Raw genomic sequence first — 290 nt, 5'->3', positions numbered from 1 at the left:
GATCCGCCGCCCGAGGCGCAGCGCGTCGTGCTCGTCGGCGGCGAGATGGTCGGCCAGGCCGCTGACGCGCGCGTGCCTCTCGGCGCCGCCGAGCGACTCGTCGTCGGACTCCTCGCCGGTCGCCATCCTGACCAGCGGCGGACCGCCGAGGAACACCTTCGCCCGGTCGCGGACCATCACCACGTGGTCGCTCAGCCCGGGCACGTAGGCGCCGCCGGCGGTCGAGTTGCCGAAGACCAGGGCGATCGTCGGGATCCCGGCCGCCGACAGGCGCGTCAGGTCGCGGAAGA

At 74.8% G+C, this 290-nt stretch carries 1 protein-coding gene; it reads right to left on the bottom strand.

Features of this window, described 5'->3' with window-relative positions; genetic code table 11:
• Window positions 1–290: carboxyl transferase domain-containing protein (locus tag HTZ77_RS45020; protein WP_328809140.1), on the bottom strand; the 290-nt coding region annotated here is incomplete at both ends.

This window comes from Nonomuraea montanisoli (assembly GCF_013363975.1).
Lineage (GTDB): Bacteria > Actinomycetota > Actinomycetes > Streptosporangiales > Streptosporangiaceae > Nonomuraea > Nonomuraea montanisoli.
The sequence above is the reverse complement of the archived record's forward strand: the minus strand, read 5'-3'. Positions and strand labels throughout refer to the sequence as shown.